At 63.8% G+C, this 24,176-nt stretch carries 20 protein-coding genes; 9 read left to right on the top strand and 11 right to left on the bottom strand.

What is annotated here, in order from left to right; all coding sequences use genetic code 11:
- Window positions 1-63: 63 nt before the first annotated feature.
- The 7 genes from IG04_RS0113375 to IG04_RS0113350 form a co-directional block, all read right to left on the bottom strand.
- Window positions 64-843: an ESX secretion-associated protein EspG gene (locus IG04_RS0113375; RefSeq protein ID WP_030476937.1), complete on the bottom strand. Its 780-nt coding sequence runs from the start codon at window positions 841-843 to the stop codon at window positions 64-66.
- A gap of 208 nt (window positions 844-1,051) precedes the next feature.
- The gene (locus IG04_RS0113370) at window positions 1,052-1,954 is read right to left on the bottom strand and encodes a DUF5753 domain-containing protein (protein WP_030476936.1); all 903 of its coding nucleotides are present in this window, start codon (window positions 1,952-1,954) and stop codon (window positions 1,052-1,054) included.
- A gap of 2 nt (window positions 1,955-1,956) precedes the next feature.
- Complete coding sequence (locus tag IG04_RS0113365) at window positions 1,957-2,916, bottom strand: Scr1 family TA system antitoxin-like transcriptional regulator (RefSeq protein ID WP_030476935.1); 960 nt, start codon at window positions 2,914-2,916, stop codon at window positions 1,957-1,959.
- Between the two features lie 6 nt (window positions 2,917-2,922).
- On the bottom strand, window positions 2,923-3,243 hold the full coding sequence (locus tag IG04_RS48930) for an HC3 family zinc finger protein (RefSeq protein ID WP_420843978.1): 321 nt from the start codon (window positions 3,241-3,243) through the stop codon (window positions 2,923-2,925).
- 22 nt (window positions 3,244-3,265) lie between these two features.
- Entirely contained in the window at window positions 3,266-3,718 is a 453-nt protein-coding gene (locus tag IG04_RS0113360; RefSeq protein WP_144065457.1) for a hypothetical protein, read from the bottom strand.
- A gap of 13 nt (window positions 3,719-3,731) precedes the next feature.
- On the bottom strand, window positions 3,732-4,076 hold the full coding sequence (locus tag IG04_RS0113355; protein WP_030476933.1) for a hypothetical protein: 345 nt from the start codon (window positions 4,074-4,076) through the stop codon (window positions 3,732-3,734).
- Window positions 4,073-4,387 (bottom strand): hypothetical protein, encoded by a 315-nt coding sequence (locus IG04_RS0113350; protein WP_051769807.1) that lies wholly within the window; start codon window positions 4,385-4,387, stop codon window positions 4,073-4,075. Before IG04_RS0113350 ends, IG04_RS0113355 begins: the two co-directional genes overlap by 4 nt.
- A gap of 223 nt (window positions 4,388-4,610) precedes the next feature.
- Between IG04_RS0113350 and IG04_RS42570 the strand changes: the two genes are divergently transcribed.
- The 3 genes from IG04_RS42570 to IG04_RS45180 all read left to right on the top strand — a co-directional run bounded on the left by IG04_RS42570 (window position 4,611) and on the right by IG04_RS45180 (window position 6,310).
- The gene (locus IG04_RS42570) at window positions 4,611-5,465 is read left to right on the top strand and encodes a helix-turn-helix domain-containing protein (protein ID WP_030476931.1); all 855 of its coding nucleotides are present in this window, start codon (window positions 4,611-4,613) and stop codon (window positions 5,463-5,465) included.
- Window positions 5,462-5,659, top strand: a complete 198-nt coding sequence (locus IG04_RS0113340) for a DUF397 domain-containing protein (protein ID WP_030476930.1) — start codon at window positions 5,462-5,464, stop codon at window positions 5,657-5,659. The genes IG04_RS42570 and IG04_RS0113340 overlap by 4 nt, the downstream gene beginning before the upstream one ends.
- Window positions 5,660-5,851: 192 nt before the next feature.
- Complete coding sequence (locus IG04_RS45180) at window positions 5,852-6,310, top strand: very short patch repair endonuclease (RefSeq protein WP_084401652.1); 459 nt, start codon at window positions 5,852-5,854, stop codon at window positions 6,308-6,310.
- On the opposite strand, the gene IG04_RS0113335 is transcribed toward IG04_RS45180, so the two are convergent.
- Window positions 6,307-8,193 (bottom strand): DNA cytosine methyltransferase, encoded by a 1,887-nt coding sequence (locus IG04_RS0113335; RefSeq protein WP_051769802.1) that lies wholly within the window; start codon window positions 8,191-8,193, stop codon window positions 6,307-6,309. The genes IG04_RS45180 and IG04_RS0113335 overlap by 4 nt on opposite strands.
- Window positions 8,194-8,899: 706 nt before the next feature.
- Between IG04_RS0113335 and IG04_RS0113330 the strand changes: the two genes are divergently transcribed.
- The 6 genes from IG04_RS0113330 (at window position 8,900) to IG04_RS0113305 (ending at window position 21,301) form a co-directional block, all read left to right on the top strand.
- Window positions 8,900-10,474 carry a nuclease-related domain-containing DEAD/DEAH box helicase gene (locus IG04_RS0113330; RefSeq protein WP_084401650.1) on the top strand — a complete coding sequence of 525 codons (1,575 nt, stop codon included), beginning with the start codon at window positions 8,900-8,902 and terminating at the stop codon, window positions 10,472-10,474.
- The gene (locus tag IG04_RS0113325; RefSeq protein ID WP_030476927.1) at window positions 10,474-13,635 is read left to right on the top strand and encodes a helicase; all 3,162 of its coding nucleotides are present in this window, start codon (window positions 10,474-10,476) and stop codon (window positions 13,633-13,635) included. Before IG04_RS0113330 ends, IG04_RS0113325 begins: the two co-directional genes overlap by 1 nt.
- Window positions 13,632-15,416 carry a DUF1998 domain-containing protein gene (gene drmB / locus IG04_RS0113320; RefSeq protein WP_030476926.1) on the top strand — a complete coding sequence of 595 codons (1,785 nt, stop codon included), beginning with the start codon at window positions 13,632-13,634 and terminating at the stop codon, window positions 15,414-15,416. The genes IG04_RS0113325 and drmB overlap by 4 nt, the downstream gene beginning before the upstream one ends.
- Window positions 15,413-18,568, top strand: a complete 3,156-nt coding sequence (locus IG04_RS43950; RefSeq protein ID WP_144065456.1) for a sigma-70 family RNA polymerase sigma factor — start codon at window positions 15,413-15,415, stop codon at window positions 18,566-18,568. The genes drmB and IG04_RS43950 overlap by 4 nt, the downstream gene beginning before the upstream one ends.
- On the top strand, window positions 18,565-20,310 hold the full coding sequence (locus IG04_RS0113310) for an AIPR family protein (RefSeq protein WP_051769797.1): 1,746 nt from the start codon (window positions 18,565-18,567) through the stop codon (window positions 20,308-20,310). The genes IG04_RS43950 and IG04_RS0113310 overlap by 4 nt, the downstream gene beginning before the upstream one ends.
- Window positions 20,311-20,377: 67 nt before the next feature.
- Window positions 20,378-21,301, top strand: a complete 924-nt coding sequence (locus IG04_RS0113305; RefSeq protein ID WP_051769794.1) for a hypothetical protein — start codon at window positions 20,378-20,380, stop codon at window positions 21,299-21,301.
- Between the two features lie 13 nt (window positions 21,302-21,314).
- Here the strand turns inward: IG04_RS0113305 and IG04_RS0113300 are convergent, their stop codons facing one another.
- The 3 genes from IG04_RS0113300 to IG04_RS0113290 all read right to left on the bottom strand — a co-directional run bounded on the left by IG04_RS0113300 (window position 21,315) and on the right by IG04_RS0113290 (window position 24,172).
- Window positions 21,315-22,679, bottom strand: coding sequence for a hypothetical protein (locus IG04_RS0113300; RefSeq protein WP_030476922.1), 1,365 nt, complete (start codon window positions 22,677-22,679; stop codon window positions 21,315-21,317).
- A gap of 89 nt (window positions 22,680-22,768) precedes the next feature.
- Window positions 22,769-23,263 (bottom strand): hypothetical protein, encoded by a 495-nt coding sequence (locus IG04_RS0113295; RefSeq protein WP_030476921.1) that lies wholly within the window; start codon window positions 23,261-23,263, stop codon window positions 22,769-22,771.
- 60 nt (window positions 23,264-23,323) lie between these two features.
- Window positions 23,324-24,172, bottom strand: a complete 849-nt coding sequence (locus tag IG04_RS0113290; protein WP_030476920.1) for a hypothetical protein — start codon at window positions 24,170-24,172, stop codon at window positions 23,324-23,326.
- Window positions 24,173-24,176: the final 4 nt, after the last annotated feature.

Here is a 24,176-nt window from a genome sequence, read left to right as displayed (position 1 = left end):
ACAAGTAGTCGCAGCTCTGTCCGGTGAATCTGACGCATTGAGCCCGCGGTCGGTTCCTCTGGGTTACCGGTGCGAACTGATGATCCTGTTGAGGTGGCGATCGAGTGCGGCCTGGTCAGCGGGGGTGTAGGTGGCCATCAGTCGTCCGTCCTGGCCGGTGCCGGGGATCACCGCGTACCTCCCGACGTCGGTGTCCAGGTAGCTGACCGTCCCCAGCTCGGTCTCCTGCCCGTGGCGGCCAAGCGCCGAGACCTGCAGATAGCCGGCGCCCAGCCGTGGACGGCGCAGAATCTCCTCGGCTGCCGCCCGCTGCCCGCCCGGCGACGGCGCCGCTGCCTTCACCGGAGATCTGAAGGTCTGTTCGGAGAAGTCCTCCTCCACTCGCCTCCGACCTGCTGGAATCGAGGTATCGGCCACCGTGACGGAGACTCCCGGGCCTGGGCGCATCGGGGGCAGCAGCCGAACCAAGCGAGGCACAGCCGCGTCGGGCTGGCACAGCCGGAAGACGATCGCGTTGTCCTGCTGCTCCGCGACGACGCCCGTGCGGTCGTCGGAGACCGCGAGCGCCACAGGCTGCGTGTCACCGGCGGTACCGACCAATGCGATCACAAGGTGCCCGCGGGCGAACACGTGCAGCGCCTCCACCAGCTCCGGTGCGAACTCACCGTCACGGACAAGTCCCCGGTCGATCAGGTCCCGGTGCACGGCCTCGACCAGCCGGACCCGGTCTTCACGCGTCGCGCCGTGATGCGGGATGGCGAACGGGAACCGCCGCAGATTGATCCGCAACGCCACACCGAGCACATCCAGCGCCGCGAACGAACAGACGATCTCCCCCGACACCCCTGTAACCACCTCTCGCCGGCCGCACCGCTCCCTACGGTGCGTGACCGCGCGACATACTGCCAGTTGAACACCCATCAGCAGAGCGTTACCGGCCATATCTCGATGAAGATCTCACCCAGTTGGCGCTGTCTGTCGGTAGCTGCCTAATACGGGCAAGGTCTTGGCCAATCTCGGAGCGCGACGGTTTCTCACAGGTCCGCTGCGTCTAAACCGGCGGCGGAAACGGCTCAGTCGAGCGCGTTGCCGCCGTGGCGGCTTGGTCGTGAGCAGGCTGTAGTGCCTCGTACAGACGGGCGATCAACGCCGTCGAATCGGCCTCGTTCAGGCTTTGCGCCTCGAGCGCACGGACGACCGTTGCGTAGCCGTCGATCGCGTCTCTCGCCTCGGCGAGGAGGCTGGAGTTCTCGGTCTCCACCCACACCAGCGATTCGTACTTCGCGAAGGTCAGCTGCGTGAACGGCCCAGCCAGTCCGGCATGCGCGCCGTGTGCCGCGGGCACGATCCGAATCCTGATGTTCGGCCGGTTCGCCATGAACATGAGGTGCAGGAGCTGTCCGGCGTGTATCTCGGCGCCGCCGACTCGGAGGTGCAACGCCAACTCGTGGATGAGGAACGTGCACGTCACGTTGCGCTGGACCACTGCTTGCATCGCGAGTTGCGCCTGCACCCGCTCCGCCAGCTCGTCTGCCGGCGCCGTAGCGGATGCCCGTAGCACCTCACGCAGGTAGTCAGCCGTCTGCAGAAACAGCGGCACCATGTGGGTGTGCCAGCTGATCAGCGTCTCGGCCACCTTCAGGTGCTCGACGATCGTGCGCAGCCGGACGGGCGAGCACCTGCCGTGCTGCTGCCACCAACCCCGGATGTGAGTCTCGCCGTAGAGCGACAACAGATGGACGATCTCATCGGCGTTCGCGCGGCAGACACCCAGCAGCACGGCGACCTCGAGCTGGGTGGCGCCGCCCTTGCCGTTCACCACGTCCGAGACCTTGGCCTCGTCCCAGTCCACGATTTCGGCGGCAGCGCGCGAGGTCAGGCCTGCGCTCGTGATGGCTGCCCGCAGGCCGGTACCGAACTCACGACCACGCGCAGTGGAAAAGCGCTTCGGCACGGCTACCTCCCCGCCCGATCGGAAACCAACTGCAAGTGCCGCTGCCGATCACCAGAGCCGTTGCCCAGCAAGGGCTCCAGAAGACGTAGTGATGCGTGGCTGAGCCGGCGCGCAGACTCCTCCTCGGATCGGAGAACACCATCGAGTACAAACAGTGCGCGCTCATAGGACTCGCGTTCGGCGGCGGACTCAAGCCAGGTGTCACCGCTGTGCAGAGTGCGCAGGAGGACGACATCATCGAAACGTTTCTCGGCGAACCGCATCATCGTGAACGACGTGCCTTGGCCGAAGTACGGCCCCGCATCGCCATCCACAACTAGGAACTCGAACCCAGGCAGTTCGGTCAGCTCCTCCAAGCGCTCCAGCTGGTCTGCCATCACCCGCGCGCCACCGACGGTGTCCCTGATGAGCGACTCGGTCACGATCAGCCGCACACGCAATCGTCGCGGACTGCCCGGCCGCGCGGCGTCCCTGGCGTCCACCCCCAGGCGTTTGAGGACCTCGTGCTGCAGCGCGAGGTCAAGCTCGTTCACAGCGGCCCCGGACTCCAGCAGAGCCGCGTGGTAGGAGTCGACGCGCACGAGCTCAGGCAGCACGTTGTCCGCCACGATCACCAGTTCGCTCGCTTCGGCCATGACGTCCCACGGGGTCCACGTCAGCCGTGCCCACGCGTCACCGTTGATCCGATCCCACATGCCAGGGTCGACAGCGCGCTGTGCCACGCGAACGCAGAGCTCGACTTCCTCGTCGGACGCGCCGCACACCGCGCCGATCGCCACGACTTCGAGCGGAGACATGCGCAGTACGGCCCTGCAGAGTTGCGACAGCTTGGCCGCCGAGAAGCCGACCAGCTCACCCAGCTCCGCGAGAGACCAGCCACGTTTCGTCCGCCAGTCCAGCACGGTCCGGCTCAACGCCCGGACTTCCAGGCTTGCTCTCCCGTCGACCAGATCCAACGCCATGTGCCATCAACCTGTTCTTGATTCGTGAATCCATTTTCGACGTTCACGTCTGGTGGCGTCGGGCCGCCAGGGCCGTTGCGCCAGACCTGTCTGCCGACGCCACTGCCGATCGCATTGCGGGCACTCGCTCCACAACCCGTCCGGGTACTTCGGCGGCGCCTTCTCCGGAACCACAACCTCAGCACCGCACAGCGCCTCTCCGCATGCACCCGGAGCCGCCAGTGCCCGGGGGATCGCATGTCGCGCCCCGAGGTACGGCAGCCAGCGGAATGGGCGGGGCGGCGTAAGACCTTTCACCGCAACGACTTTGCGTTCCGGTGGTGTCATTTCCGATCGGGAGCGCACACGATCACCTCGACTGGAGGGTCGCGTGTGTCACGGTCGTGAAGTCAGGAACTTCCACACCACCCGGTTCGGTGATCCACCGCAACCGGTGCAGTCCGAACCGGCTGGGCGGCAGATCGACGCACCGCCCGGCCCCGACATGATCGACGCCCTGTTCGGCTACCTCCGGAAGAGGAGGGCCGGCGTGCGACACGACGAGGAACACCCAGCGCACACCGTGGTCGTCAGGCGACTCGAACAGCGGTACGGAGTCCCCCAGTGCGGTTCGCGCTCGCTCTCCGAGCTTCCTGGGCATGTCCAGCGCGTCGATCTCGCGACCGGAGACCAGCCACACACCGGTCCGGTACACACCCACCGTCCATCCGTACTCGTCCTGATAGGACTGTGCGGCGGCCTCGAACTCGGTCTGCGGTCCCTCTCGGACGCCGAGGCCGAGACGAATTGCATTGCGGGGCATGGACATGGTCACCTCACGATCGCGGGTAGGAGAAGACGGGAGCCAGCCGCGACATCGGTAGCGGTAGGTCGTCCAGGCCGTCCAGCACGTCGGCGAGCGTGCCCGTGGCCAGCCAGCACGCCCGAGGACAACCGCCACCGACCATCGACTCGGTGAGGAACCGCCCGGCCTGGGCGTCGGTGTCCGATCTGACCCGCAGCACATCGAGCCACTGGCCGTGGCAGAACGAATAGATCAGCTCCACCAGCTCGTGCGGCGGGTCGGGTGAGCGGACCGGGTCGAAGGACCAGTCCCGCACTTGGTGCAGATGCCGCAGGCGCTGCATCTGCGTGACCGCATCAAGAGCGCGGGCGTTCACAACTCGGCCCTCGTCAGGGCGTGACGGCCATGGCCGACAGGATGGAACAGGGCGATCTGGGCTTGTAGGAACACCCGGCAAGGCACCCGGCGTCGCCGCCACCACCGGCCCGCTCGGTGGCACTGGCGGCAGTGACCGTTGTCGTCCGGGATGTGCCCGCCGAACAGCGCGTCGAAGGCGTCGACGATCAACGGCAGTTCGTCGCGAGCGATGACCAGCGCGGCCTCGTTGCCGCCATCGGCGGCCACGTTCTTCACGGTCGCCAGGTAGCTCTTCACCCTGCGGTGCAGCTCGTCGAACACTACGTCCATCGCCCCGACACCCCTTCCGTCGAGCCCGGGTGCCCGTAGCGGGCACTTCTGCTGGGCCGACGGGACTGCAGGGGCGCTTCACCACCACGTGACGGCCCGGCCATCGAGGCCAGCAGTCCCGTCGACCCATGCAACATATACCGTGCAATAGCACGACTTCTATCGCCCAATCGGGTCGCTGGAGAGCTGTTGCATGGGAGCGTGCAGCGCTAGTCTCGCCTGCATGGCAGCACCAACTCGGGCGAAGAAGCGTCTCGGCGATCACCTCGCGCGATTGCGAGACAGCGCTGGCAGATCTCTCGCGCAGACGGCAAAGGAACTCAAGACGTCAGACAGCACCATCAGCCGGTACGAGTCAGGACACGTGCTGCCGAACTGGGCGAGCGTCGCCGCCTTGTGCGCGTCCTACGACGCCAGCGACGAGGATCGCGACACCGCAGCCCGGCTGTGGGAGAACGCGAGCGATGAACCTCCGCGCGTGCGCCTGCCTGCAGGCTCGACCAAGGCGTTCCGCACGTTCGTCCGCGCCGAGCTCGAAGCCGACAAGGTGCGCACCGTTCAGTCGCTGGCCGTGCCCGGCCTGATCCAGGTGAAGTCCTATGCCCGTGCCATCGAGGCGGCCGCTCACCGGTTCTACAAGCAGGATGTGCGGCTCGACAGCCACGTCACCACACGCCTCAACCGGCAGAAACGGCTGGAGAACGGCGAACTGCAGCTGCACGCGCTGATCGACGAGGCGGTCATCGAGCGCGAGGTCGGTGGTCCGGACGTGATGGAGGAACAGCTTCACCGCCTGCTGACCGTGGGCGCACGAGCAAACGTCATCTTGCAGATCATCCCGAAGACCGCCGGTGCCTACGGCAGCATGTCCGGGCCGTGCACGATCATCAGCTTCCCGAGTCCGGCCGATCCGCCGGGCGTTTACCTGGAATACCCGGCCGGAGGCGCGTGGGTGGACAATGAGGCTGACGTAGTCCGCTTCACCACCATGTTCGACGACGTGAGCCTGGTCGCGTTGTCGCCCACCGAGACGGCAGCGCGCATCGGCCGACAGATAGGGGCGCTCGGCAGACAATGAGCAGCAGCAACTCCATGTGGCGCAAGAGCAGCTACTCGGGAGGAGCCGGCAACGAGTGCGTGGAACTCGCCGTGAGTACTGACGACGTCGGCGTCCGCGACTCCAAGAACCCGGACGCGGAGCCGCTGCGGTTCCAGCGCACCGCGTTCTGCAGCTTCATCAACGACCTGCGAGACAAGGCAGGTCGGCAGTAGCGATCGCACAGGACGGACTGCCTATAGGCAGTCCGTCCTGTGCTCAGGTCGCAGCTGTCACTTGCGAGCACCGTGCAGTCTGGGCGCTATGCCAGCCTCTCGGTCGGTCAGCCGTGGCTGACGCAACGAGTCAACGTCTTGCTCGTTCGTGCGTTCGGCAGAGTACGTGGACATTCGCCTCCAGCCTGGAGGATGTTGTCCTTTGACGAGGTGGGAGGCCCAGTGTCCGATCGATGGATCGCGACAGCGGAGGGGCAGCATCTGCGAGGCCGACCCACCCGCAACACGAAGCCGGAGCTCGCGTTACGTTGTGCGGTGCACGCCCTTGGCCTGCGGTACAGGATTCACCAGCAGGTAGCGCCACGATGCACACCAGACTTCATCCTCCCGCGTCATCGCTTGGCCGTCTTCGTGGACGGATGCTTCTGGCACGGCTGTCCGGCCCATACACCTGCAAGATTTCGCGGGCCGAACGCAGATCAATGGGCCAAGAAGATCAACACGAACCGTGAGCGCGACCTGCGCAACAACCAGTCTGCTGCCGACGCTGGTTGGCACGTAGTTCGAGTCTGGGAATGTGAGATCCGTCGAGATGCGGTCGGCGCTGCCCAACGGATCTGGGCTGAGACGTCACGCGGAGCAGCAGACTAGAAGAGCGTCTCGGTCGCCTGATCTGCTGTCGCGCCAATGCACTGCTGACTGAGAGGGCAGGCTGCGCAGAGTGTGCTGGGAGCTCTGCAGACGGTGCTGCCGAGCAGCCGGAGTGCCGCCGCCCGGAGCGGGGCGTCCTCTCCGGCTCCGATCAGCCTGGCAAGATCCACGCGACCGTCACTCAGCCGGTTGGTCCTGTCCGAATCCGAGCCGACAACCCGTGCTGCGACCCGGAGCGTGGTTTGCGTGGCGAGAAGGACATCCTGACCAGCTAGGAGTCTGAAGGTCTGTTCTTCCGCAGGCTTCATGTCCAGTTGCTCGACGAGTAGATCGGGGTCGGTCCAGACCTTGCGCTTGGTGAGCAGTGGCCGGAAACGCTCAAGCTGGCGACGTCCTGGCGGTGTCGCGAGGTGCTGTTGCAGCGCTTCGAGTTCGGCCTTTGTCAGTCGTGTCCTACCTCGGATGCTTTCGAGGACCTGCTCGGTACCTTTGGGCATCGTGCCACGGCTGGTCAGAACTGCTGCCACCGCAGCTACTGCAGGAGTAACTGCGGGGCCCGGCATCGTGTGCCACTGTTTTCCACGCCGTTGCTGGCGTGCCCATGTGGTCAGCGCGCTACGCGCTGCGACCCAGCGTGAGGAAGCATCGTGGGGATTCTTCTCGTGTTCCTCCTGGCTGACCGGCCGTAGCGCAGTCGCCACAGCTTGGCCAAGCATCGGGGGTACCGCGTTACCAATCTGCCGGAACGCGTCGCTACGGGTGCCGGCAAAACGAAATCGATCAGGAAAGGTCTGCACCCTTGCGGCTTCCCGAACGGTGAGGGTTCGCAGTTGCTTTGGATGGATGTACCAGTACCCATCCTTGGCGATGTGTGCGGTGATCGACCGACTTACCGATTTCCAGTCCAGCTTCTTGTACTTGTCGTCGAAGGTTTCGACCTTGTACCGCCGGTACTTCTCCGGGATGTTCGCGTAGAGGGTGGTCGAGTCCATGAGATCGAAGATCTCGCGGTCATCGTCACGCACTGGACGGGTCATGTGATCCCAGATCACTCCACCCGGAGCCCCAGCCCGCATCGCGTCGCCGAACCATGGGAGCTTTCGTGGCCTGCGATAGGTCAGCACACGAGCGCCCGTGGTGTCATTGAGGTCGGGCAGGTCGCCGATCGCATCCCACAGCGTCGTCTGTACCTCCTGCTCCTCTGGCCAGGGGAAGTCCTCGATGTCGCGGCGCGCAAGCAGGATGAGGCGCTTGCGATGCTGTGGAACGCGATATCGCCACGCGTCGACGAGTCGTAGATCGGTGTAGTAGCCCGCACGCTCAAGTTCGTCGGCCATGGTGCGAACCACGGCGAAGTCGTCGCCGAGCGCCATGTCGGGGACGTTCTCCATCAGCACTGCCCGCGGACGTACAGCCAACGCGATGTCAAGAAACGCCTGCCACAGTTCGCGTCGGTGGTCGTGCTCGTCGCGGTGTCCGGCCACCACAAGGCTGCGGATCTTGCTTCGGCCTGCCCGGCTGAATGGCTGACAGGGTGGTCCACCCGCAATCAGGTCTACTGTCGTACGACGGAGAAGGCTGACGAGCTCCTGGCGCTGGGTTTCGTCGCCAAGGTCGCGGGCAAGCGCCAACCCCGGGAAGTTGTGGCGATGGGTCTGCAGCGCCTTGTTGTCGTTGTCGACAGAGACCGCGACTGTCCAGCCGGCCTCTTCCAGACCAAGACTCAGGCCACCCGCGCCCGAGAACAGGTCGACGGCCAGCTTCTGGTTGTTTGCGAGCCTCTGTGAGCACCATTCGTCGAAGGTGTCCTCGGTACAGCCATCGGGGTGGCTGGCTAGTTGCAGATCGTCGCTGCGCTGCAGCTTGACCCCGTAGTAGGACACCTATCGCACCCTTTCGAACACTGCGCCAACGAGTACCAGGACCATGTAGCCGTCCCGTGACAACCGCTTCCATGATCTCTGGTATCGGTTACGGTTCGCCGCCAGGTTCATGTGCGTGGATAACATACCTGAGTGTGGAAGTCTTCGATGCGGAAGTCGTTTGGCGCCTCGTCGGCAGCGATCCACAATGGACGTTGCCTGACGGAAAGTCCTGGTGAGCAGGCGAATCAAGCGCTCATGGCGGGCGTGCTCTCGGAGCCTATGGTGTCGGCTGGCCAACTGTCCAGTCGCAGTTGCGCCACTCGGATGGCGTAACGGCGGGATGTGACTTCAGTAAAACTGGTCAAAACAAGGACATCCCGGTTCGGGTGCAACGCTGCTGTCGGCGCCTCTGGTGTACTCCTAGCTGCGAAAACGCTCCTCGCTACCCCTGTCGCTGCCGTTGCGTGGGTGTCTGATCCGATGCTCCGCGCGCGCGATTGCGTCAGAATGACTCAGGCGCGTGCTGAATATGGTCTTATTGCGCGCAGTCGCGTCTCATGCCCGTGATCGGAGTTCGAACTCGTGCGATGTAACCGAGGCTGGCAACGCAGCGATAAGCGATCGCATGTGTTTGTTCAGGTCGGCCGGCAAGGAGCGCTTCACTGAGGATCTCGAACATGCATTCGACTCTCATGCCCGTTCGTCGTAAAGCAGGCGTATCTCGATGAGGATGATCCCGAACCGGATAGGTTCCAACCCCAGCCGTGCCGAGAAGGACATCTTTGCTCAGCTGTCCGAACTTGAAGCCGACGGCTGGCAATACGCCCTGCACAGCCTCAACCTGCCCGAACACGAACGCAAACGTGTGTGTGAGATCGACTTCCTGCTGTTGGGGCCGCGCGGTCTGCTGGTGCTGGAGGCCAAGGGCGGTGGCATCTCCCGCAGGAACGGCGTCTGGCACACCCAGGATCTTCGTGGAACCAGGCACCGGCTGAAGGAGAGCCCGCTCGAGCAGGCAAGATCGAGCATGTTCGCTCTGGAGAACGTTCTGCGACGCGATGTCGGGCCCGAACTGGTGCGTCGCACGGTGTTCGGGTACGGCGTCGTCTTTCCGGACTGCGACTTCAACGCAGTCAGCGTCGAGTGGCGTCCGGAGATGGTGATCGACGCTGCCCGGCTTCGGGCGGAGGGCTGGGCGGCCTGCCTCGACAAGCTGGGTACCTTCTGGGAGGGCAGGTCCAACGGGCGAAGCCAGCTTTCCTCGGAGGAAGTCGAGCAGTACCTCAGCGCCCTGCGTCCGGACTTCGATCGTGTGTTGTCGTTGCGGCGACTTGACGACCTCGTCGAGAAGGAACTGGTCGCTCTTACGACGCGTCAGTACAGGGCTCTTGACCACCACCGTCGGAATCCCCGACTGATCTTCGAAGGTGGCGCAGGCACGGGCAAGACGATGCTCGCGGTAGAGATGTGCCGACGCGCACGGAGTTCCGGTGATCGTGTCCTGCTTACGTGCCGCAGTGACATCCTTGCGAGTTTCATCCGTGCGCAGCCCGACCTCGACGACATCACCGTGGTCGCGTTCGACCAGGTGCCGACCTTCGACGTCGACGCCTTCGACATGGTCGTCGTGGACGAGGCGCAGGACATCGTCAACGAGCAGGACCTCAAGGTCATCGAGGCCGCGCTATGCGGGGGTCTCGCCGACGGACGTTGGTCCTTCCTCTTGGACTCCAACAACCAACGTGGACTGGTTGGCCGGTATGAGGAAACCGCGATGGCCACGCTGCAGGCGCAGCGACCGGCCGTTGTGGACCTGATGGACAACTGCAGGAACACGACCGAGATCGTTGAAGCCACGCGTGATCGGACTGGCGCCGACCTCGGTGTAACGACGGCGGGGCATGGTCGCGAGGTCGTCGTGATTGATGCGCACCGCTCGGAAGCCGCTGTTGCCGTGGCCGCAGTCCTGGCGGAACTCGAAGAACACGACGTGCCGCTGGAGCAGGTGGTACTGCTGTCGCCACACGACATGGCGAATTCCGTCTTCGTCGAGCTGCCTGCCCCGTGGCGCCAGCGTGTGGACGCGCTCGACCTCATGCGTATGCGCAAGCCGGGCCGCGGACGCGTCGGTTTTGCCAAGGTAGCCGACTTCAAGGGCTTGGAAAGTCGGTACGTCGTTCTGGAAACGGACGAGGACACGGACGAACAGACGGCGCGAGCTCAGCTGTACGTCGGCATGACCAGGGCCAAGGCTGCGCTGTGGATCGTGAAGCCTGCCGATCAGGAAGCGGGACGGTGATGGAACCGGATGCCACCCGATTCCCCGACCGGGACCGGATGCTGGGCTACCTTCACGACCAACTTGTGGGTCCAGTCGACGGTGACAGCGAAGTCCTGTACGAGAAGGCTCCACAACACCGATATCTGACGGCCATCCTTTACCCGACATCCCTCGATGTGGCGGCAGCCGATGCGGGAAGTCCCGTCGAGGACGACGAGGAGATCGATGACAGGGCAGGGGCACTCCCGGAGGACAACGACGAGGACCCCATAACACTGGCCGGCCAGAACCGCCCAAGCTCAGCAGGCATCAGCTTCATGACCACGAGCCGGTCGACGCTACTCGTCGACGTCCACGCGGCTCGCTATCTGAACGTCGCCGAGGACGAGTGGCAGCGTCACTCTCTCGACCTCAACGGAACCGATGCGGTTCGGTGCGTTCCGCCGGAATCTGGCGGAACGCACCGAAGCGTTCCCCTTTGGGACGACGCAGCCACCTTGGAGGTGACCTGGCGTCAGCATCCCGGCGGGCTCATAGTCACCGTCGTTCTGGTCAACCGCAGGAAGCAGGAAAAAGGCCGTCCGGTACAGCCTGAGGACTGTCTGTTCCAGGTCGGGCTGCGTTGCTCGGTGACAGATGGCGGTATCACCCGCTATCCGACGCAGGTTCACACCCACAGCGATGAAGAGGCAGAGGAACTCGAACTCCTATACCGCGACGTACCGGTTTATGCGGTGGGACACGGGGCAGCGGCCTGCTGGGACATCACCACTGAACGCCCAGACTGGGTCAGCACGTCCTTTCTTCCCGTGCATGTCGTTCCAGATGTTGCATTCGACGTGCCGGACGTGGCGGATGCCGTCCGGTTGAACCGGCTGGCCGAAATCGAGTCCACCACAGAGGAAACTGTTGGTTTCCTGACCAGGTTCGTCGGCAGATACACGGACTGGATTGCATCGACATGGGAAGCTGTGTCGGAGAACCTCCCGCCGCGACTTCTTCCTGCGGTACAGCGGCTTCAGGATCGGGCCGAGAACGCGCGGGACCGCATGCTTGCAGGGGTCGAGTTCCTCCGCGACGATCCAGACGCACGTAGGGCGTTCGGACTGGCGAACCGTGCGATGGCCATGCAGATGGCGCACAGCCTTGAGGACCTCGGCGGTTCGCCGCATCCGCTCTCCCAGGCACCGGATCCAACGGTGGACTACGAGTCGCTTGACCCCACGTGGCGGCCGTTCCAGCTCGGATTCCTTCTCCTGGCAGTGAAGGGCGTTGTGCAGGAAGGTGAGGACCGCGATCTTGTTGACCTGATCTGGTTCCCCACCGGAGGTGGCAAGACAGAGGCATACCTTGGGCTCGCCGCGTTCACGATCCTGCACCGACGGCTGACCCGTCGCGACGAGGGAGCCGGCACCACGGTCATTACGAGGTACACGCTGAGGTTGCTCACAACCCAGCAGTTCCAGCGCGCGGCCACCATGATCGCGGCCTGCGAGGTGCTGCGTGACCAGGCCAACGGGGCGCTGGGCAGCCGACCGGTGTCGATAGGGATCTGGGTCGGCGCCAACAACAGTCCCAACACGTACTCCGATGCGCGCAAACTGTTGGCCCGTGCGCGCGAGGGTGTGGTGGAGGACCAGGGCTTCCAGATCGAGGCGTGCCCGTGGTGTGGGACCAGGATCGTGCCGAACGGTCCTGAGGACGAACAGCTGTGGGGCATCTCGGTAACCAACAGCTCGTTCCGGGTCAGGTGCCTGAACGAGAAGTGTCGGTTCCGCACCGGGCTGCCCATGTCGTCCGTGGACGAGGATCTCTACGAGAACCCGCCCACGATGCTCGTCGGCACGGTCGACAAGTTTGCTCGGGCCGTGTGGAACAAGGACACCGGAGCGTTCTTCGGCGCGGGCCACGACCCCGGACCGTCTCTGATCATCCAGGACGAGTTCCACCTGATCTCCGGTCCGCTCGGCACCATCGTCGGGCTCTACGAGGCCGCCTTCGACGTTCTGATGCAGCACCTTGGACACAGGCCGAAGATCGTCGCCGCGACTGCCACCATCCGCCGCGCGGACGAGCAGGCACAGGGTGTGTTCGGACGCGAGGTCGCGCTGTTTCCTCCCGCAGGAGTCAACGCCGCCGACTCGTACTTCGTCCGGACCGACGATATGCGGCCCGGACGCGCATACGCAGGGATCATGCCTCAGGGGCACACGCCCCTTACGGCGCTCATCCACGTCGCCGCCGCGCAGCTCCAGGCTCCGCTCGAGATCGAGCTGTCGGCCCAGGTTGCCGATGCCTACTCGACACTCGTCGTCTACCACAACAGTCTTCGCGAGCTCGGTAAGACGATCAACCTCGCCTCGGATGACATCCCCTCGCGTCTGAAGGTGATCGCGCGGGCTGAGGACGAGATCAGACACATCGATGATGACAATGTCGTTGAGCTGACGAGCAACGTCGCTTCCATCCAGATTCCGAAACGACTCGAACGGTTGAAGAGGCCACACGACGACGTTGAGGGTGTGGCCTTTCTGGCCAGCACCAACATGATCTCCGTCGGTGTTGACGTTGGTCGTCTTGGGCTCATGACCGTGGTTGGTCAGCCCAAGACGACTGCCGAGTACATCCAGGCAACCAGCCGCGTAGGCCGAAAGGCTGACAGGCCAGGTCTCGTTGTGACGGTCTACTCACCGTCCAAGCCGCGCGACCGCTCGCACTACGAGTCGTTTGTCCCCTACCACGCAAGTCTTTACCGCTCTGTGGAACCGAGTTCGGTGACGCCGTTCTCGGTACCAGCGCGGGAACGCGCGCTGCACGCTGATCTTGTCATCCTGGTCCGTCATGCCCTCGGCCTGACCGAGAACCAGGACGCAGCCCTGTTCGATCCGGACGACAAGCGCCTGACAGCCCTGCTGGAGTTGTTTCTCGCGAGGGTGGAGCAGGCGGATGCCACCGAGCTCGCGCGCGTACAGGTTCACCTCGATGACCTGATCGAGACGTGGTCGAAGCGGGCGATCGACTCACAGGCCTTGGGAGGCCTTCGTTACAGCAACTTCGGCCACGAGCGACCGAGGTTGCTGAAGCGGTTCACCGAACGAGGAGACGGCTGGGCGACGCTCGACTCGATGCGCAGCGTCGACGTCGAGATCGAGGTGCAGGTGAGGGGAACCCGGAGATGACCGCCCGCAAGGTACGACGTGCACAGATCATCAGTCCGTTCGGTCCGGGCGCGATCATCGATCTCGTGGGCGAGTCATTCGTGGTCGAGGACGCCGGAAAGTGGCGACGCCCCCTCGTACCTGTTGACTTCCCGAGACTGGCGTCGTACCTGAAGATCGATTCACTTGCCGCGCCGTCGCCGCGCCGGCCGATTCCCTACTACAGGTTTCCCCAGTGGCTCTTCTGCGGATCCTGCCGACGTATGTACCGGTGGTCGTACAAGAAGGAGATCGCCAACATCGCGCCGGCGTGTGAGCAATGCCCTGGCAGTAAACAACTTGTACCGATGCGGTTTGTCGCCGTGTGCGGCGACGGGCACTTGGCCGATGTCGACTGGGGAAAGTGGGCACACAGCGGGATGCGCCGTGGCCGCAACCAGTTCCAGTGTGAGCGACCCGACCTGAGGTTCCTGAACAGATCCAAGGTCGGCGGCGGACTGAACTCACTGGTCGTGCGTTGTGAGACATGCAGTGGAGAACGATCCCTGGACGGGCTCACGACCAGAATCGGCCTGAGGCAGATTGGCGTGCGCTGTACGGGCAGACAGCCGTGGCAGGACAACTCCGACGCGCAGAACTGCTCCGAGCCGGTGGTGGCCATGCAGCGGGGAGCTTCCAGCGTGTACTTCCCGCACGTCGAAAGTGCGATCGACATCCCGCCGGAGTCCGCTTGGCGCATGGTCAGCGATCCGCTGAACGCACTGCGCCGAAGCAAGGAGTTCAAGTTCCTGGTCACTGATCCGGGATATGCGCTGGCCAGTCAGATGATCGACCTTGCTGCAGCACAGTACGGACTCGCCAGGTCCGAAGTGGAGGCCGCGCTGGCGCATGAGACGACGGACCCGCTTGTGCCGGCTGACGGAGGACCCGAGAACATTCGGCCAGACGAATGGTCGGCGCTGATCAACCCCCAGGTTGAGGAACACCACCCGCGCGATCTGTTCATCACCCGGCGCGCCAGCCGCTCGATGCGGGGTAACCCCTCCACCGAGAGCCTGTGGAGTCAGGTGATCGCTGATGTTGTGCTGGTGGACCGCCTGCGCGAGGTTCGCGTGCTCACACACTTCGAGCGCCACACGATGCAGCAGAAGGTGAAGTCGAACCTGAGCGTGGATGCCGACTTCCTGCCAGCCATCGAAGTGTTCGGTGAGGGATTCTTCCTGAGGTTCGACGAGAGTGCCCTCACTGAGTGGGAACAACGCGATCCTGTGGTTGAACGGTGCCGGAAACTGTTGGAACGGCATGAGAGAAAGGGAGCCGCGTGGCTCCCGAAGCCGACGCCACGGCATGTACTGCTCCACACGTTCGCGCATCTCCTGCTTCGCAATACCGCGTTCGAGGCGGGTTACTCGACGTCCTCGCTGCGTGAGCGCCTTTACGTGACTGACGAGACCAATTCGCCTGCCATGGCCGGCGTACTGATCTACACCGCGGCCGGTGACTCCGAGGGAACGCTGGGCGGTCTTGTTCGCATGGGGGAATTCCCGCGGTTGGGGCGGCTGCTTGACATGTCAGTGACATCGGCGCAGTGGTGCTCGTTCGATCCAGTGTGCGGAGAGCATCCTGGTCAGGGGCCGGACGGTCTGTCTCTGGCCGCGTGTCATGCGTGCTCGTTGGTACCCGAGACCAGTTGCGAGGTGACGAACAGGCAGCTGGATCGAGGACTGCTTGTCGATCCTGAGTTCGGGTTCTTTGCAGATCTTGTGACCGCCATCGGAGGAGTACCCGGAGGTGTGGTGTGAGCGCCGCGCTCCGCGCGCCTGTTCACGAAGCAGCCAGTTACGAAGTTCTGGTTGCCCCGCCCGGAATTGATCAGGCCGCCGAGGCAGCTGCTGCGTATCGCCGCCTGCGTGGTCATGGCAAGGAACTGCACGTCATCACCAGATCGAGCGTGCTGAACCACCGCATCCGCGGCCTGATGCCGTTCGAGAGCCGCGGAGACACCGTGATGACCTTCGCTGCGTACTGCAGCGACACGTGGCGCGCCGCACTGCGCGTTCCCGTTCAGAAGGTCGACGACCACAACGTGGATCTGTGGGAGTTTCGCCAACGCCTCAGGGCTCGCTACGTTCGGCCACTCGACCGACGGCACGTTGTCGTTGTCCATGGCCAACAGTTGCCGACCGAGTTCTATGCGGTGCTCCGGCTGCTTGGTGTCGCAGCGACCGTGTTCATCGATCCCGTGCAGCCGGTTGACGAGTCGGGCACGCCGCTCGACGAACTGGTCACTGTTCTTGGCGCACAAACACCAACGATGCTGCGAGACAGCAGCGACGGCACCAGGCAGATCCGTGAGTTTCTGGGGCACTTCGAAGGACACTTTCACATCAACGCGCCGTGTCGGAACGGCCCTCGACCGTTGCTGGTTGGACACGACGATGTCGATGAGGAGATCCGGTTCATCGTGGACCACGCGACGAACCACCGTGAGGCACAGATCGGGGTTCTCCTGCCGACGCAGGAACTCGTCCAGGTGTTCAGAACCGGGATCGAGGATCTCTTCGACGGTGTAACCCAGTGGTACCTGTCCAACCACGTCGTCCCACGCCATGCCTGGGTGACGGCGTCCGATCCCGGCATCAAGGTGCTCACATGGGCAAGTGCCATAGGAATGCGGTTCGACCACGTCGTACTGGCAGCCCTCGACACCCTTGCAAGCCAGGAACGCTCTGAGAACGTTCTGCAGGTCCTCGGCTCAACCGCCCAGGTCGAACTGGTTCTCTCCTATTCGGGGGCGGGTCGGCCGACGGCGCTGCGCGGCTTGCCGGCTGACCTTGTGGACAACCGTGTGCAGGACCGCACGGATCGTGAGTGGCCGGATCTGACCCTGCCAGCAGCTCGTGTACCTGTTGACGATCTGGCGGAAATTGAGCCTGCTCCTCCGGCGGCCAATGACGAAGCGGTGTCGGCTGCCCGCAGCCTGATCGGGACGAAGCTGACGAGCAATGCCCGGGCCAAGCGGGTCATGACGGCGATCGAGGAAGTCGGACTTGCCCTGCTGATGCGTTCCGTCGGCGTCGGCCTAGTGGACGAACTGCCGCGAGGATTCCGCTCGACAGTCCGCGATGACGACGAACGGGCGCGGGCCTTCGACGTCATGGTGATGCACAACATGGGCCTTGTCGGATCGAGTGTCAGCAGGTACCTCGGTGCTGGCCTCGATTTCGAGGACCTGCAGCAACACGGGGTACTCGGTCTCATGCGGGCCATTGAGAAGTGGGACGGTTCCCGCGGACTCAAGTTCTCGACGTACGCCATCAACTGGATCAACCAGGCAATGAGCCGTGCCGTTGCCGACGAGGGTGCGACCATCCGGTTGCCCGTCCACATGTACGAGATCGTTCGCAAGGTTCAGGCAATCCGAAGCAAGCTGCAGCGCGAGAACGACGACTGCTCGATAGCCCAGATAGCCAGGCGCGCCGAGTTGTCGCCGGAGCAGGTTGTGAAATGTCTGCGTCTCGCAGCCGGTGTTATCAGCATCGATGCGCCGCTCGGTGCCGACGGCGAGATCACCTTTGCCGAACTGGTGCCAATTCCGTTCGAGCACGACGCCAACCCGGACTACGTGGTGGACCGAGCAGTTGGGGCGGAGCTCGTACGGAAGGCGGTGTCGTCGCTCAAGGAACGCGAGGCCAAGGTCCTTGAGCTACGGTTCGGCTTTGACGGCGAGGATGACCTCACGCTGGAGAAGATCGGCGAACACTTCTCCTTCACCCGCGAGAGGGCCCGCCAGGTCGAGGGCAAGGCCAAGAAAAACCTGGTCACCAAGCTTGCCGAGGTAGGGATCGTCGCGGACGACGCAGAGCCGAGTGTTTCTGTGTACGCCACGCCCCCGCAGGCACCTGCTCCGATACGCAGGTCCCTGCCGAAAAAGCGGCTGTTCGGTGATGAACTTGCGACCGGTCTGGGGTTGGTTGACCGCCTCGGCGCCACGAGCGACGAAAGCAGCGTCATGAAGATGCTGGCTGCACTAGTGGATCAGGCAATGCGATCCGGTGCTCACAAGATCCGGATCCGAACGGCAGGCACCAACACAACCGCCAGACTGGCGTTTCTCCACGACGGCGAGCCGTTCGTCGAACCCGTGTTGCAGCAAGTGCTATGCGGCGGCGGTCCATCCACCCACGCCTCAACGGCCCTCGGTATCGCGGCTTCGCTCTACGACGAAATTACGAGCTGGAACTCCCGCACCGCTCCGGACTGCCGGATTCTGACCTCGGCGTCGGGTACGGACACATGGTGGTTGCATCGTGCGCGCAAGAACCCGCCTTCGGGTCTGATCGCTGACGATGAGGCCGGCGCATGGACGACCGTCCTGTTCCGGGCTCCACGCCCACAGGTGGCGCGAGCGAGCGTGGCTGCAATCTTGGACCGCTGCATCCGTGAACTTGGAGTCGTTTTCGGAGATTTGCTGCCTGTTACAAGCATCGATGTCAACGGCATCGACGTGACCGCGCAGGACCCGTTCCTCTGGAACAACCCGGCCGGGCAACATCTCGGCGAGGAACACGTTGCTGCCGAGGGACTTTCGATAGTGGTGAGCCCGCGTGTTCTTCCACATCCGAACGCTCTTCGGACCAGTGACTCTCACTCCGTCGGTGATCCTTCCGAGTGGCAGCGCGCCCAAGGATTCTACGTGCGCTGTGAGGATCGCTACCTGTCGTGTGGTGGGTGGCTCGGGCTCGACGGCCTTGACATGTCGACTGAGACCTCGCTCGCCCGCGTGCTCGTGGAGTTGCCTGTTGACCAACTTGGTGCATGGGGCGGTACGGAGCCTGGTGCACACCTCATACCCCCGGAACCCCTGCGGCCACGGCTGACTGCCCTCGCCCGGATTGCACGTAACAAGTCTGCCCTCGTGATCGAACGACACCAAACTGGAGTAGCGACGTGACGGACGGCGAACTGGTCAACTTCACCGCCGAGTTGCAGCGCCGAATCGAGGACCGTGTCGACGCCGAGCCCGAGCTGATGGTGCGGGACGCGTTTGTGAGCATCGTCGGCGAGTACCTGATCGACGACGGTGTGCTCGACGACCTCGAAACCTGCTACCTGTTTGTGCCGTGGCAGAACCGGCGTGTCGAAGTCGCTGGCTACGACATCGCTGGCGACGGAACAATCCTCCAGCTCGTAACAACCGAGTATGGGCTGGGAGCCGAGCCGTTGAAACGCGAGCGACTGACTCAGTTGGTCCGACGCGTGGGTGCCTTCGCCGAGTTCTGCCGGAACGGCATGCACGAACAGCTTGAGCGATCAAGCCCGACCTACGACATGGTCCAACGGATCCACACCGCGTGGCCGGATCTGCACACGATCCGGATTTTCGTCTTCACCGATGGGACGACTGGGCTGCGGCGTGCCGAGGAAGCAACTGTTGCGGGGCTTCCAACAGCCGTGCATGTGTGGGATGCCACCCGACTGCATCGACTGATCAGCTCCGGCGCCCAGCAGGAGGACATCCTCATCGACATCGCGAAGCTGGGCTACGAGGTGCAGTGCCTCGAGTCTTCCGAACAGGCAGATGGTTACCGCTGCCTTCTCACCATGCTCCCCGGAAAGCTTCTTGCAGATCTGTACGACGAGCACCACAGCCGCCTGCTCCAGCGCAACGTGCGAGCCTTCCTGCAGGCGCGTGGCAAGGTCAACAAGGGCATAGCGGCAACGATCAAGAGCCAGCCAGGCCGTTTCCTGGCCTACAACAACGGCGTCTCGGCTACGGCTCGAGCTGCGGAGATCGAGCGGACACCGGACGGGCTGCTCCTGCGAGGCCTGACAGAGCTCCAGATCGTTAATGGCGGCCAGACCACGGCTTCGCTGCACAATGCTGCGCGCAGAGGGCTCGACCTGTCCCAGGTGACAGTCCCCGCGAAGATCACGTTGATTCCGGATGACCGTCTTGACCACATGGTTCCGGAGATCTCCCGCTATGCGAACTCGCAGAACGCTGTTACTGCTGCTGACTTTGAGGGCAACAGCCGGTTCCACGTCGGTCTGGAGCGTTCCTCTCGCAGTATCTGGCTGACACCATCCGGCGACGAGCTCGTGCAGACCCGTTGGTACTATGAACGGGTCCGCGGGCAGTACGACGTGGACAAGAACAAGTTCACGACCACGGCGTCACGGCGACGGTTCGACCGCGAGAACCCCGTGCGGCAACGCTTTGGTAAGACGGACGCAGCGAAGTACGAGTACGCCTACAACGAACGACCGGACGTCGTATGCCAGGGCGCGGAAAAGTGCTTCCGGACGTGGACTCTCGAGGCCGAACTCGCCGAGCGGGAGGCACCTGATGACGCGTACTTCCGCCACCTCGTCTCGAAGGCGATCGTGTTCCGGCAGACGCGATCGCTGATCCAGAAGGAGAACTTCGGAGGCTACCTCGGACAAACCGCAGCCTACGTCGTGTCCCTGATCGTGCATGCTGTCGGCGGACTGGACCTCGACCGTATCTGGCGTGAGCAGGCCCTGCCAGAGGCGATCGCGACAGTGGTACCTGATGTCGCCCGAATAGTGCGCGGCGTCCTGACGTCGCCGCCGAGTGGCGGAAACGTCACCGAGTGGGCGAAGAAACCAGCATGTTGGGACCGCGTGCGTGCAGTCGGTTGGATCGCGCCGGCCGATGTACTTGCTGGATAGAAGTCGGTAGTAAAGCGCTACTACGATCTGGGCTTCAGCCACAGCAGATCGACGAGGTCCACGGACGATGATCCAGATCGGTGACGAGCAGATCTATCGGCAACGCGATCACGACCCCTCGCAGCGCGTGCGCGTCGTCGCCATCGACACGTCCAAGCGGAACCCGCGGTACGAGGTCGAGTTTCTGGACGGCGAAACCGCTGAGAAGAAGGCGAACGTTCCACAACGGCGCCTGCGCGGGCCGTGGTCCGATGTGCGTCGGTACGACGAGATGATGGCGAACTGGCAACGCGTCTGTGGGTTCGAGCTGACCGAGACCGAAGGGTCAGCTGCGGAATACATCTTCGAGATGTTGATCGCAGAAGAGATCGCCAATCTTGACTGGTCCGATCGGACGGCCGAGATCATCGATCCGGCGAAGCTCGAACCGCTGATCGGTGTCCCGGTCGCGCAGCTTGTCGATCGGGTTGAGTCACTGACCAACTCCGACGGGCACGACGTGGTGTCACCAGAGGGAAGCCTCTTGATCGCAGAGTTCGCGTGTCAGGTCAATCCCACACCGGTGCTGGACTTCGTGTTGGAGGACGAGCGCGAGTACCGCGAGAAGACTAGACGCGGCGAGACCTACACCAATCATCGAGGCGAGGAGCGGACCTCGGATCCGGAGTGGGAGTACAGCTGGTACCTCGAACGCAGACGCCCACTGCACGAACTGCTGCGCTCCTGGTGCGGTCATCGTGCTGTGACCATGCAGGAACGGCTGGGCGCGGCGGAAGCGGAAGTGCGCCGCTTGGACCTGCTCGTCACACGGCTGGTCGACCAGCTGCGCGAGAACGGGCACAGCAACTTCGCCAACGTGATCGCGAGCGTGCACGAGGAAGAACGGATCACCCCTGCGAACCATCGCCCCGTCGTCGACCGTCCGCTGAAGCCATCGGAGATCCCCGTCCGGTATGTCGAAGTGCGGCGGCGTCGTCGATGGTGGGGCTAGGGCTGCTCATGACTCACAGGTCCATGAACGCCTGCAGGTCGCTCTCCGAAGGCGCAGCGATGTCGGCGGGCGGAAGGGCCTGATCTGGGAACGGATCCAGGGCGTCGGCGACCTCAGTGATCCTCTCCGCCCACGCGTGCGCCCGTTTCTCACCGTCCGTACCGAGCGCCGAGGCACGGTGACGGACCTCAGCGGCGTAGTCCCGCATCTGTTTGGCCTCATGCCACCTCTTGGCTTGATCACGAGCCTCTTCGTCGATTACGTGTTCCTGGTACGCCACTGCCGCACGGGCACGCGCGGCGTCCAATCGCCTCTGACGCTCAACCCGTGCCTCCTGGGCCCGGTGCTGTCGCTCCTGTTCCTGTACGCGCAAATCGGTCAGGTACCCGTGACGGAGACCTATCTCTTCCAGCATCTGTGCAAGGTCGTCCTCCAAGCGGTGGTCACTGGTGTCCTTCCACCTGCTTGCCCAGAACTGCGCGCCAGGCCCGTCCAGGACGACGCCGAGGTGCTCGTCCGGGATCTCGTCGAAGTCCGGGAACATGTAGCCACGGCGTGCTTTTGCGAGTTCCTGTTCCGTCGGTTCGTGGGGACGTTGCAAGGTGGCCTGGGTGAAGCGCAGCTGGAACGTGTCCTGGCCGATGCGGAATGTGACCTCGTCCTGGGTGCGAGCGCCGGTCCCGTACCCGCGGCGCGCCTGATGCCCGGTATCGACCGTCATTCCCGCTTCCTGAGCGCCAGCCACAAGCGCCTCCAGCAACCGGAAAGCCCGATCTCGGGGCTCGCCGGCGACGGGGAAGTTGTCGCTCGCCATCATGGTGCGCACGACATCACTGGGGTTCGACAACTCGTGCGAGACGTGCAACGGGTCCAGCACTTTGGTCTGCCAGTCGGGTACTGGCTCCAGAGTCAGCGTCACCATGAAGCCGCCGGATTCCCGTGAGTGTCCGAAGGAGATGAGGAACCCTTCCGGGATCCGGTCGAGGTTCTTTGCCATCCCGGCGAGCCTTCGGTACCTGCCAGCCTCGGCGTGCGGTACGACGACGCGGCGATCGGGCGCTTCCGCGAGCGACGTCATCAGCTGGTCGACTGGCCCGTGCTTCCGTGCCTTGACAGGGCGATCGTTTGTCGGACGGCTGCTTTCCACGCGGACGTCGGCTGGCGGGTGCTCGCCGTGTTCGAGGAAGTGGTTGCCCTCGTCGGTCATTCGTGCCGTCCACGACGGTCCGTTGCCCTTCACCACGATCAGGCCGCGGTTGTGCAGCGCACGAGCGACCAGGCGGTGAGCTGTTCCCTCGTAGACGCCGTCTGCGCACCCGCCGCTGACCCACCTGAGAACAGCCAGCTGCTTCGCGTTCAGCGCCGCGTTCCGCACCATTCATTCCCTTCCTGGTTCAGAGCTCTCGGATGCGTTCTTTGACGAGACGTCGAGCGTCCTGCCACGCTGCGCGTTCGGCGGCAACAACTTCAGGAGGCCGGGAGTAAGGCGCGGGCAGTTTCGTCCGGCGGGTCAGCGGGCACGTTCTGTTCGAACCAGACGCGCAAGAAGGGGCGGGCGGCCTTGCGTAGCCGCTCGGCTTCGGCTTCCTTCCCCGCCCGCCGTAGCTGGTTGAGCTTGTTCGCAACCTCGCCGACGAATGCTGAGCTCGCCCAGTTCTCAGCAAGCGAACGGGCTGTGGGCGCGGTTGCCTCAGCGATGAGGCGGTCGACGTCGTTGCGGCTCAACAAGCCCCGACCGTCGGAGAGCGCTTGAGCGGAGACACCGCGGTTACGAAGGTGCCACACCACAACGAGCAACTCACCCCAAAGGGCGTAGAAGGCAGCCTGGGAACGAAAACGGCTGTCGGCTACCTGAACCGGGCGATTGAGTACAGCCTCGGCCAAGGCGATCGGATCGGCTGCACGAGTGGTCGAGCAATAGGCATTCCCCACCTCGTGGTATCTGTCGAACAGCTTGTCCACCTGCGGATCGGTACGCCAGCCAGACTTCGTCATCAGTCTCAAGCCCCTGTCCTACACCAATCAGTACTTGATGTTCGTCAACGCGTCGATCACTGCTTCCCACCGGTCGAACGGCAACTGGTGTGGAGCAGTCACCAGCTGCCGTACTTCCGCGTCGTTCAGCGCGAGCTCCTCAGCGACCTGCTCAGCCAGCGCCACCCAGCGCGTGCCACCCCACCAGTCCGAGCAAACTCGGCCAGCCCAGCCGACATACGTAGCAGCGGTCATACCGTTCGCGACCGCACTCGTGATGCGATCAGCGATGCGGTGTTCGATCGCGCGCCACGCCGGTCCGAGAGCATCGCGCACGCCGGTCTTCGGCAGGACTTCGCGGTCACCATCGGTCATCACACGTCGAACGCCTTCAAAGTTGATCGCGTTCGCCCTGACGTCAATCAGGTGAGCGATATCGCGTGTAGTGATCATGCTCATCCAGGCCATCTCGGCGTCGCTGAAGTAGTAGTGCCAGGGCTCCAAGACGTCGCGCCAACACTCGACAACGATTCCGGCAGCGCTCCGGGTGCTCAGCAGTTCGTGCGACGTCCTTTGCTTGCTCAACTGCTCTCTGACCGCGGCATCGGCGGCGCTGACGAAGTCGCTGAGCAACTCGCGCGCATCATCACGGTCAGCATGCAGAGCCGGAGACTCGCCACGCGTCAGCGCTTCAACAAACTTGCGCACTCCGTCGAAGGCATCTTGCGCGTGCTGAGCCTTGCTCTGCTCGACCTCGCGCGCGTACTTGATCATGTCGTTGGACGCGCCTGTCTCCTGCAGCCAGCGACGCCGTCCCCAGGCATACGCACGAAGATCTGAACAGATCGCGTAGTCATCGATCATGTCGATCAACTGTGCCGCCTGCTCCGGTGTCATGGAT

The organism is Lentzea albidocapillata (assembly GCF_000719115.1).
In the GTDB taxonomy this organism is placed as follows: domain Bacteria; phylum Actinomycetota; class Actinomycetes; order Mycobacteriales; family Pseudonocardiaceae; genus Lentzea; species Lentzea albidocapillata.
Note: the sequence above shows the minus strand (reverse complement) of the source record. Positions and strands in the feature narration are given on the sequence as shown.